A 9,657-nucleotide genomic window follows, 5' to 3' on the forward strand; every position below is an offset into this window, starting at 1 on the left:
CTTACAAAATGTAAGCATATTGTGTGACAAGTTCGCTAAACTTTGTATAATCAATAGTAGAGACCCGAATAGAAAGTGGGAATGAAAATGGAAAAGGTAAAAAATATCGTTATTGGTTTTGGCAAGGGTGGAAAGACCTTAGCTAAAACATTGGCAAGTAAAGGTGAAGAAGTTTTAGTGATCGAACGTTCTGCTCAGATGTATGGTGGGACATGTATCAATATTGGCTGTTTGCCCTCAAAGCGTTTGATCATTGAGGCCGAGAAAAAAACAGCTTTTGATCAAGCTGTAGTCGGAAAAAATGAGATGACAGCTTTCTTACGTGATAAGAATTACCATATGCTAGCCGATGAGCCGACTGTGCGTGTTTTAGATGGGACAGCTAAATTTAAGTCAGACCATGTAGTTACAGTAACGACGCCGGCTGGTGAGACACTAGATTTTGAAGGGGAACGGATCTTTATCAATACTGGGGCTGAACCAGTGATATTGCCGATCCCAGGTCTAGCTGACAGCAAGTATTTATTGGATTCAACTGGTGCTATGGATCAAAGCGATCTGCCTAAAGAATTAGTGATCATTGGTGCTGGTTACATCGGGCTTGAATTTGCTAGCATGTTTGCTAATTATGGTGCTAAAGTCACTGTTTTGGATGCTTCAGATAAGTTTATTTCAAGAGAAGATGATGATATTTCCCAAATGGTCTTTGATGACTTGAGTGCTTTGGGGATCGATTTCAAGTTGGGGGTCAAGATCAAAAAAGTTTATGACCTTGAGGATAAAGTTGAGATCGTCTACGAAAAAGACGGTGAACATACAGTAACGGCGGATAAAGTTTTAGCTGCGACTGGACGTAAACCTCGGACCAGTGATCTAGGTTTAGAAAATACCGCGATCAAATTGGATGACCGTGGGGCAGTGATCGTTGATGATCAATTGCATACCAGTGTCCCTGGTGTTTGGGCACTTGGCGATGTCAAAGGCGGGCTTCAATTTACCTATATCTCTTTAGATGATTTCCGGATCGTTAAAGATGAACTTTTTGGGGCTGGCAAACGTCGGATCAGTGATCGGAAAAATGTTCCTTATAGTGTCTTTATTGAACCACCACTATCTAAAGTTGGTTTAAATGAAAAAGAGGCTAAGGCAGCAGGAGTCGAATATAAGCTCTTCAAGTTGCCAGTTGCAGCTATCCCTAAGGCACGGGTCTTAAAGGATACACGTGGACTCTTTAAAGTTTTAGTTGATCCTGAAACGGACTTGATCTTAGGGGCTACGATCTATGCTAAGGAATCACACGAGCTGATCAATTTGCTCAGTTTAGCGCTCAATGCTAAATTACCATACACAATGTTGCGTGATCAGATCTATACCCATCCAACAATGAGTGAAGCACTCAATGATGTTTTAAAATAAAGTGAGGTAAAGCAAAAATGAAAATTTTTGTAGTCGGTGCTACAGGTCGAGTTGCATCAGAATTGGTCAAAGATCTAGTGGCTAAGGGACATCAAGTGACCGCAGCTGCACGTCATCCTGAAAATGTCTTGTTGAAAGATTCTCCCCAAGTGACGGCCGTCAAATTAGACTTGCATGCTTCAAAAGAAGAATTGGCAGCGTTGATCGGTCAACAAGATGCGATCTACTTTACAGCTGGTTCACGTGGTAAAGATCTCTTACAAACTGATGCCTTTGGTGCCGTTAAGACGATGCAAGCTGCTGAGTTGAATGGTATCAAACGTTATATCATGTTGAGCTCATTACATGCTTTAGAACCAGAATTTTGGTATGAAGATGGTTTGGCTCAGATCATGGATTATAATATTGCCAAATTCTTTGCAGACCACTATCTGGTGCATAACACGGACTTAGATTATACGATCTTACAACCAACCGCTCTGACTGAAGAACCTGGTACAGGTAAGATCACAGTTGGAGCAAATAAAGTTTCCAAAAATCCGATCCCAGATGTGGCTTTGACCTTAGCGGAGATCTTAGAACATGACAACACGCGCAAAAAAGTTATCATGATGAGTAGTGGTGATACCCCGATCGAGCAAGCTTTGGCAAGCGTATAACAATGGCTAACTAAAAAGTCGACCGTAATTGGTCGGCTTTTTAGTTAGTTTAATTGCACTTGGCGAAAGTGTGATCATCGGTGCTACCGAAAGCACAGGCATTTTGAGCCCTTGCATGACTAAGCGTAAGGCGATCTGGGCTTGAGAGCCCCCGTGTCCGCCAAAAGTGACCAAGCAAGCTGGTTTATCTTGCCATTCGCGATAGAGATAGTCAAGTGCATTTTTCAAGACGGCAGGATAGCCCCAGTTATATTGAGGAACGATGAAGATAAAGCCTGCATAAGTGGCGATCTTTTCACTCCAGCGTTTAGTCGTCTCATGATGGTAAGTACTAGTTTGGGGCATTTCACTTTCATCTAAGAAGGGTAAGTCAAAATCAGCTAGATCGATAATATCGTAGGTTAGTTCAGCTTGAGGTAGATTTTTAGCGAACCATTCAGCGATCAAAGAACTTCGTCGCCCAGGACGCGTACTGCCGATAATGATCCCAATTTTTTCATAGAATTTCACCTCGTAACTTTAAATTTAGAAGTAAAATCTCAGATTGGCAAATAAAAACGTGAGAATGTGGTATATTATTCCTAAAGGGTTGCAGACTAGCAACTAAAATTTCAGTGGGGGAAGCTAAATGAGTGCAATTATTGAGATAAAAGATCTTAGCTTTGCGTACGATGAAGAGAGTCAACAAAAGACATTGTCGCAGATCGATTTAACGATCGAACAAGGACAATGGGTCGCTTTGATCGGTCATAATGGAAGTGGCAAGAGCACTTTGGCTAAATTGCTCGATGGGCTATTGACGCCAACTGAGGGGACGATAACCGTTGCCGGCCTTCCCTTGAATGAAGAAAACATTTGGGCGATCAGAGACCAGATCGGGATGGTCTTTCAGAATCCGGATAATCAATTTGTAGGCGCAGATGTTGAAGGCGATGTGGCTTTTGGCTTAGAAAATCGGGGCGTTTCCTATGAGCAAATGCATCAACGAGTAAAAGAAGCCTTAGAAGCTGTCAACATGCAAGCTTTTGCCAAACACGAACCAGTTCGTCTCTCGGGGGGACAAAAGCAACGTGTTGCGATCGCAGGCGTCTTAGCGATCAGACCCCAGATCGTGATCTTTGATGAATCGACTAGTATGCTTGATCCCGAGGGCCGAGCAGAGTTAGTTGCTTTAATGCGACGTTTGAATAAGGAAGAAGGCTTCACCGTTATTTCGATCACACATGATATCGATGAAGCCGCCTTGGCTGATCGGATCATTGTGCTAGAGAAAGGTAAAGTGATCGATGATGACACGCCAGAAAATATCTTTACTCGAGGAAATGAATTGAGTAAAGTAGGGTTAGATGTGCCTTATCCTGAACGGTTGAAGCATGAGCTAGCTAAGTTGGGGATCAAAGTACCAAAAAAATATTTGACAGAAAAGGAATTGGTGGACTGGTTATGGCAATTCAACTTGAAAAATTAAGCTATACGTATCAAGCCGCGACCCCTTTAGCCCAACAAGCCCTAAAAGACGTAAGCTTTACGATCAAAGATCAAAGTTTTACTGCTATTGTTGGACATACTGGGAGTGGAAAGTCTACCTTGTTACAGCATTTAAATGGACTTTTAAAGCCTACCAGTGGTCGTTTGACGGTCAATGGGCAGGTGATCACGCCAGCGACTAAAAATAAAGAGTTAGCTAAGTTGCGCCAAGAAGTTGGTTTCGTGTTTCAATTTCCCGAAGCCCAACTATTTGAAGAGACGGTCTTAAAAGATATCGCATTTGCGCCGAAAAATTTTGGTGCGACCGAGCAAGAAGCCGAAAAGATCGCGCGTGAAAAAGCCCAACTCGTCAATTTAGATGAAAGTGTGCTAGAGCGTTCGCCCTTTGAGCTTTCTGGGGGCCAGATGCGTCGGGTCGCGATCGCAGGGATCTTGGCGATGTCACCTAAAGTTTTAGTTTTAGATGAACCAACTGCAGGCTTAGATCCAAGTGGACGTGCCGAAATGATGGCATTGTTCAAGCGACTTCATGAAAAAGAAAAATTGACGATCATCTTAGTGACCCATCAAATGAATGATGTAGCTAATTTTGCTGATCAAGTTTTAGTGATGGAATCAGGGCGCTTGCTCGCCGATAAAACGCCGGCAGAGCTTTTTTCAGATCCAGGCTGGCTAAAAAAACATCATTTAAACTTGCCACAAACGACCGCTTTTGCGCAGCGATTAGTTGAACGGGGGATGGAATTTGCTCAGTTACCGTTAACTGAACATGAATTAGCAAAAGTTTTAGCGACAAAAATAAAAGAAGCGGAGGGAGAAAATGGATAAACTGTTACTTGGACGTTACATTCAAGGTGATTCTTTGGTCCATCGCCTTGACCCCCGCGTCAAAATGATCTTATGTTTTTATTTTGTCTTGATCATCTTTTTATGTAACAACTGGCAATCATATCTGTTATTAGGGATCGTGACCTTGCTTAGTGTGTTACTTTCAAAGATCGACCTGAGCTATTTTGTCAAAGGGGTCATGCCGTTGATCTGGCTGATCTTATTTACGGTCCTTTTGCAGGTCTTTTTTACACGTGGAGGCCCGACTTATTGGCAGTTTGGCCCGTTGACTTTGACACAGTTTGGCTTAGTCAATGGTTTTTATGTCTTTTGTCGTTTTGTCTTGATCATTTTTATGTCGACTCTTTTGACTGTGACAACGACACCACTTGCGATCGCGGATGCAACTGAATCGTTGATGCAACCATTAAAGAAATTAAAGGTCCCAGTGCATGAGATCGCCTTGATGTTATCGATCGCGTTGCGTTTTGTGCCGACTTTGATGGATGAGACGACTAAGATCATGAATGCCCAACGTTCACGTGGGGTCGATTTTAGCGAGGGCAGTTTGATCTCCCGGATAAAGGCAGTGATCCCACTATTGATCCCCCTATTTGTCAGTGCCTTGACGCGGGCCGAAGATCTGGCAACTGCGATGGAAGCGCGAGGTTATCGTGGAGGAGAAGGGCGAAGCAAGTATCGGGTGCAAGTTTGGCATTTACAAGATACGCTAGCTTTAGTTTTCTTTTTCCTAGTGACTCTCGCCTTGATATTTTTGAGAAATTGAGGAATTTTAATGACGAAGCGTTATATGATAACTTTAGCCTACGATGGCACTAATTTTGCAGGCTTTCAAGCCCAACCAAAGCAACGGACCGTGCAATCAGTCCTAGAAAAAGCACTCAATAAGATGAGTAAATTTGACGACTATATCACGATCTATGGCTCTGGGCGCACTGATTCGGGTGTTCATGCTTTGGGGCAAGTCATTCACTTTGATTTTCCCCATGATATCTCACCAGAAGGGATGCTCAAGGGATTAAATTCAATGCTGCCCCTTGATTGTGAGGTCATCGACTGCAAGATCGTCAGTGATGACTTTCATGCCCGCTTTACCACCCACGGCAAGCGCTATATGTATCGTGTCAGCCGTTCATGGTTTACCGATCCTTTCAAACGTTTCTACACGGGACATTACAAGTATCCCCTTGATATCAAGCGGATAGAAGAAGCCATGCCCGATGTCGTAGGAACGCATGATTTTTCAAGTTTTGTAGCTTCTGGCAGTCAAACTAAAGATCATGTCCGGACGATCTATGAGGCTACTGTCAGAGAAGACAAAGAAAACAATGAAGTGATCTTTGAATTCTACGGCAACGGCTTTTTGTATAATCAAGTGCGGATCATGGTCGCAACTTTGCTTGAGATCGGCAATGGTAAGCGACCAGTTCATGATTTTTTGCGGTTGTATGAAGTCAAAGACCGCAATGAATGTCGGGAAACAGCACCGGCAAGTGGACTTTATCTGAAGAAAGTATATTATGAATAAAATATGGCTTGATTTTACGATTTATTGAAAGTTATAATTGACTATACCTAAAAAAAATCGTAATATAGTATTTGGTATTGTTTGCCCCACAGTAAGCCCCGTTAATCTTATTGTTTGTCAAACATGTATACATTAAATGGAGGAAATAAACGTGCGTACAACATATATTGCAAAACCAGGCGAAGTAGAACGTAAATGGTATGTCGTAGATGCAACAGATGTTCCTTTGGGACGCTTATCCACAGTGGTAGCATCTGTTTTACGCGGCAAGAACAAGCCTACTTTCACACCAAACGTTGATACAGGTGACTTTGTGATCGTCATCAATGCAGAAAAAGTTGCTTTGACAGGTCGTAAAGCAACAGATAAGATCTATTACCATCACTCAAACCATCCAGGTGGCTTGAAGGAACGTACAGCTGGTGACTACCGTGAAAAGGATCCAGAAAAATTGATCGCATTATCTGTTAAAGGTATGCTTCCAAAGGGTACTCTTGGTCGTGCACAAGCTAAGAAGCTTCACGTTTACCGTGGTGCAGAACACAAGCATGCTGCTCAAAACCCAGAAGTATTAGACATCACAAACTTAATCTAGGAGGAAAACGAATTTGGCACAAGTACAATATCGCGGCACAGGTCGTCGTAAAAACTCAGTTGCACGTGTGATCTTGGTACCAGGTACAGGTAAGATCACAATGAACGGCAAATCTGCAGAAGAATACATTCCATTTGCAAACTTACGCGAAGTTATGGCTCAACCATTCGTTGCCACAGAAACAAAAGACCAATATGACGTATTGGTAAACGTTAACGGTGGTGGCTTCTCAGGTCAAGCTGGCGCTACACGTCATGGTATCGCACGCGCTTTACTTGAAGTAGATCCAGACTTCCGCGGTGTCTTGAAACGTGCAGGTCTCTTGACTCGTGATGCACGTATGAAAGAACGTAAGAAGCCAGGTCTTAAGAAGGCTCGTAAAGCTTCACAATTCTCAAAACGTTAATATCGCGTTATATCAACGTTTCAAACGCATTTCTCACTTTGGTGGGGGATGCGTTTTTTTGTATTGACCTAGATTTTTATTTCGGAATTGTCAAATAAAGTTAGAAAAAAGTGGATACCAAAAAATAGTTAAGGCTGTTTTTTTAAACTGTTCGTGTCTTTAAATATATGTAACACTCACTGTAGAGCCCTTAAGATATTTAGGAGCATATATCTAGCAAAAAATCAATCTTCAGATTAATATTTTTTGTAGTATAATTCAGGGTGAAAACATGGATGCAAAGCTAAGAAGATAGTTGGTGATAAATTACCTACTTTAAAGGGGAAACAGATGTTTATTAAAAGGGGGGATCGTATAAATGAAAAATACAGCGATGTGGGAATATTTTTACCTAATGAATGTAATTATTGGGATCAGTTTTGGCTATTGTATCTTTTTAAAGGTAGCGCTTAAAAGACGTAGCCTAAAAGAGAACATGCTATACTTTTGTCTTACGGTCCCAGTACTAACGTTGGTATATATATCTTGGGGAAATGTGCTAGAGCAATTTATAGAAATAACATTACTATATTTGATCTATCGCAAAAGACCAAAAGATCATCAAACTTTAGGCCGGTTGCTAATTATCGGTTCTATCTCGTATATGGTAGAGTCTCTAATGTTTTTGATCACATTTTCTTTTGGGATAGAACATAGTATAGTCCAAATGATTTTTTTTGATATAGTAGCGTACATGGCCATATATCTAACTATCATGAAGACACCAATTATCCGACTGTTAGATCGAGAAAATGGTAAAGTGTATTTTGGGTTAATGGTGTATATATACATGACCTTTTTAGGTATAAACTATATGGTCTACTTTATAAAGTCAGAAATGGTAGCTTTTCTCATATTGATGCTTTTTTTTATAGTCCAACTTTTTTTTGCGATCTATTTATATCTTACTATCCAAAAAGTAGCAAAAGATAAATTATTCTTACAACAATTAGATAACTTAAAAATATATACAAAACAACTTGAAATAAATCAAAAAAATTTATGCAAGTTCAAACATGATTATCGAAATATGTTAATAAGTTTGCAATTAAGTGCTCAAGATAGACATGATAAAGAATTGATCGCAAGATTGAAAAAGTATTCGAATTTTTATTTAGACAATAAAGGTTTATGGCAGTTTAACGATATTGATAATGTCAGAGATGACTTATTAAAGAGTTTATTGATAAGCAAGTTAAATATTATGTTTCAACAAAATATCGAAAATACTTTTGAATGTCAAACTTTGGTAGAGCAATTACCAGCTAAAGATATCACTTTTGATATTATCCGAATTCTAGGTATCGCTTATGATAATGCTATTGAAGCAAGTTTGATATTAAAAAATGGGGCAAAAGTTAAATCAATGGTATATAGTAAGGAAGGTGAACTAGAATTTGAAATAAAAAATCGATTTAACGATACTGGAAAGTCGATTTTAGAGCTAAAGAAATTAGGCTTTACGACTAAAAAAGGGCATAGTGGTTTGGGATTAGCTAATATTGAGGATATTAAAAAAAAGTATGACGTTATTTTAGTGGAATATCATATATCTGATGGTTGGTTTACGTTTTATATGAGTGTTAGGGTCAAATAAGGGGGATAAATTTATGGAAACTTATGGGATAGTGGTTTGTGAAAATGATCAAGTTCAGTTAAAAAATTTATATGGTTTTGTAAATAGAGCTGTTTGGTCTTTGGAAGATTCGCCGGATAGTAAGGATAAAACCTGTGAAGTAGTATTAGTGACTACTAGCTATCAAGAAGTTGTAAATTATTTGAATAATACGTACATAGACAGTGGAGTATATTTTTTGGATATCGATCTAGGCAAAGCCGATGGTCAAAATGGTATAGATCTGGCTGAATTTATCAAAAGTAAAGATCTAAATGCACAGATCATCTTTATTACAGCCTATGAAAATTTTGCAGCAATGACTTATCGGCGCAGGATAGGGGCTGTGGATTTTATAACTAAGACGGAGCTTGACCAAAAACGTTTAAATGAAGCATTATTTTTAGCGATAAAACGTATTAGAGAGCTACATACTGTAAGAGAACAGACTTTTAGCTATAAAATGGGACGGAGACTTATCAATCAAAATATACGAGATATTCTCTATATTGTTACTACAGAACATTCACATAAATTAAAGATCGTTACGCTCGATAGTGAGGGAGAATTCTTGGGGAATATAAAGAGGATCGATGATGAAAATGAATTTTTAGAAAAGATCTCACAATCATGTTTAGCCAATCCAGACAACATTGTTGAGATCGATCTAAAGTTACGGACCGTAAAATTTAAAGACGGGTATATCGAGGTGTTTCCTAGAAGGAATTCAAGAAAAATTGAAAAGTTGATCGATAAATATAATGTGAAAAAACGGTAGTGAAGCAAAGCTTAGGCATTATTAAATTTATCAGATAGGAATAAAAACTGACAAATAAAGCTTGTGATGTTTTAGTGATATTTATAGAGATGAATAATTTTACAGTACCAGATAGGGATAGAAAAGTGCGAAATTTGAATATTTTAGTGATCCGTTTCATATTGGAGTTATCATGGAGACGTAGATGAAACTTTAAGTGAATAATGTAAGGAGTGATCTACTATGAAAAAATTATGGAATTGGTGGTTAGCTGGAGTGAGGTAACTGTCAATGAAAACGTAGAA

At 39.5% G+C, this 9,657-nt stretch carries 11 protein-coding genes; 10 read left to right on the plus strand and 1 reads right to left on the minus strand.

What is annotated here, in order from left to right:
- Nucleotides 1-87 precede the first annotated feature (87 nt).
- Both LMU01S_RS02710 and LMU01S_RS02715 read left to right on the plus strand, forming a co-directional pair.
- Nucleotides 88-1,416, plus strand: coding sequence for an FAD-containing oxidoreductase (locus tag LMU01S_RS02710; protein WP_056959051.1), 1,329 nt, complete (start codon nucleotides 88-90; stop codon nucleotides 1,414-1,416).
- A gap of 17 nt (nucleotides 1,417-1,433) precedes the next feature.
- Nucleotides 1,434-2,075: an SDR family oxidoreductase gene (locus LMU01S_RS02715; protein WP_056959050.1), complete on the plus strand. Its 642-nt coding sequence runs from the start codon at nucleotides 1,434-1,436 to the stop codon at nucleotides 2,073-2,075.
- A gap of 6 nt (nucleotides 2,076-2,081) precedes the next feature.
- On the opposite strand, the gene LMU01S_RS02720 is transcribed toward LMU01S_RS02715, so the two are convergent.
- A complete protein-coding gene (locus LMU01S_RS02720) occupies nucleotides 2,082-2,585 on the minus strand; it encodes an NADPH-dependent FMN reductase (RefSeq protein ID WP_056959049.1) in 504 nt (167 codons plus the stop codon).
- A gap of 118 nt (nucleotides 2,586-2,703) precedes the next feature.
- Between LMU01S_RS02720 and LMU01S_RS02725 the strand changes: the two genes are divergently transcribed.
- The 8 genes from LMU01S_RS02725 to LMU01S_RS02760 all read left to right on the plus strand — a co-directional run bounded on the left by LMU01S_RS02725 (nucleotide 2,704) and on the right by LMU01S_RS02760 (nucleotide 9,373).
- Nucleotides 2,704-3,543, plus strand: a complete 840-nt coding sequence (locus LMU01S_RS02725) for an energy-coupling factor ABC transporter ATP-binding protein (protein ID WP_056959048.1) — start codon at nucleotides 2,704-2,706, stop codon at nucleotides 3,541-3,543.
- Nucleotides 3,519-4,391: an energy-coupling factor ABC transporter ATP-binding protein gene (locus LMU01S_RS02730; protein ID WP_056959047.1), complete on the plus strand. Its 873-nt coding sequence runs from the start codon at nucleotides 3,519-3,521 to the stop codon at nucleotides 4,389-4,391. The genes LMU01S_RS02725 and LMU01S_RS02730 overlap by 25 nt, the downstream gene beginning before the upstream one ends.
- Nucleotides 4,384-5,178: an energy-coupling factor transporter transmembrane component T family protein gene (locus LMU01S_RS02735; protein ID WP_056959046.1), complete on the plus strand. Its 795-nt coding sequence runs from the start codon at nucleotides 4,384-4,386 to the stop codon at nucleotides 5,176-5,178. Before LMU01S_RS02730 ends, LMU01S_RS02735 begins: the two co-directional genes overlap by 8 nt.
- 9 nt (nucleotides 5,179-5,187) lie before the next feature.
- Nucleotides 5,188-5,940: a tRNA pseudouridine(38-40) synthase TruA gene (truA, locus tag LMU01S_RS02740; RefSeq protein ID WP_004050249.1), complete on the plus strand. Its 753-nt coding sequence runs from the start codon at nucleotides 5,188-5,190 to the stop codon at nucleotides 5,938-5,940.
- A 151-nt stretch (nucleotides 5,941-6,091) separates the two neighbouring features.
- Complete coding sequence (gene rplM, locus LMU01S_RS02745) at nucleotides 6,092-6,535, plus strand: 50S ribosomal protein L13 (RefSeq protein WP_004050247.1); 444 nt, start codon at nucleotides 6,092-6,094, stop codon at nucleotides 6,533-6,535.
- 13 nt (nucleotides 6,536-6,548) lie between these two features.
- On the plus strand, nucleotides 6,549-6,941 hold the full coding sequence (gene rpsI, locus LMU01S_RS02750) for a 30S ribosomal protein S9 (protein ID WP_004050245.1): 393 nt from the start codon (nucleotides 6,549-6,551) through the stop codon (nucleotides 6,939-6,941).
- A 358-nt stretch (nucleotides 6,942-7,299) separates the two neighbouring features.
- Nucleotides 7,300-8,577, plus strand: coding sequence for a GHKL domain-containing protein (locus LMU01S_RS02755; RefSeq protein ID WP_056959045.1), 1,278 nt, complete (start codon nucleotides 7,300-7,302; stop codon nucleotides 8,575-8,577).
- 13 nt (nucleotides 8,578-8,590) lie between these two features.
- The gene (locus LMU01S_RS02760) at nucleotides 8,591-9,373 is read left to right on the plus strand and encodes a LytR/AlgR family response regulator transcription factor (protein ID WP_056959044.1); all 783 of its coding nucleotides are present in this window, start codon (nucleotides 8,591-8,593) and stop codon (nucleotides 9,371-9,373) included.
- Nucleotides 9,374-9,657: the final 284 nt, after the last annotated feature.

The sequence above is a fragment of the Ligilactobacillus murinus DSM 20452 = NBRC 14221 genome (genome assembly GCF_001591685.1).
Lineage (GTDB): Bacteria > Bacillota > Bacilli > Lactobacillales > Lactobacillaceae > Ligilactobacillus > Ligilactobacillus murinus.

What these genes read in the sequence shown, in the direction of transcription:
- LMU01S_RS02710 (WP_056959051.1), top strand. Translation starts at nt 88, where the DNA reads ATGGAAAAGGTAAAAAATATCGTTATTGGTTTTGGCAAGGGTGGAAAG.
- LMU01S_RS02715 (WP_056959050.1), top strand. Translation starts at nt 1,434, where the DNA reads ATGAAAATTTTTGTAGTCGGTGCTACAGGTCGAGTTGCATCAGAATTG.
- LMU01S_RS02725 (WP_056959048.1), top strand. Translation starts at nt 2,704, where the DNA reads ATGAGTGCAATTATTGAGATAAAAGATCTTAGCTTTGCGTACGATGAA.
- LMU01S_RS02730 (WP_056959047.1), top strand. Translation starts at nt 3,519, where the DNA reads ATGGCAATTCAACTTGAAAAATTAAGCTATACGTATCAAGCCGCGACC.
- LMU01S_RS02735 (WP_056959046.1), top strand. Translation starts at nt 4,384, where the DNA reads ATGGATAAACTGTTACTTGGACGTTACATTCAAGGTGATTCTTTGGTC.
- truA (WP_004050249.1), top strand. Translation starts at nt 5,188, where the DNA reads ATGACGAAGCGTTATATGATAACTTTAGCCTACGATGGCACTAATTTT.
- LMU01S_RS02755 (WP_056959045.1), top strand. Translation starts at nt 7,300, where the DNA reads ATGAAAAATACAGCGATGTGGGAATATTTTTACCTAATGAATGTAATT.
- LMU01S_RS02760 (WP_056959044.1), top strand. Translation starts at nt 8,591, where the DNA reads ATGGAAACTTATGGGATAGTGGTTTGTGAAAATGATCAAGTTCAGTTA.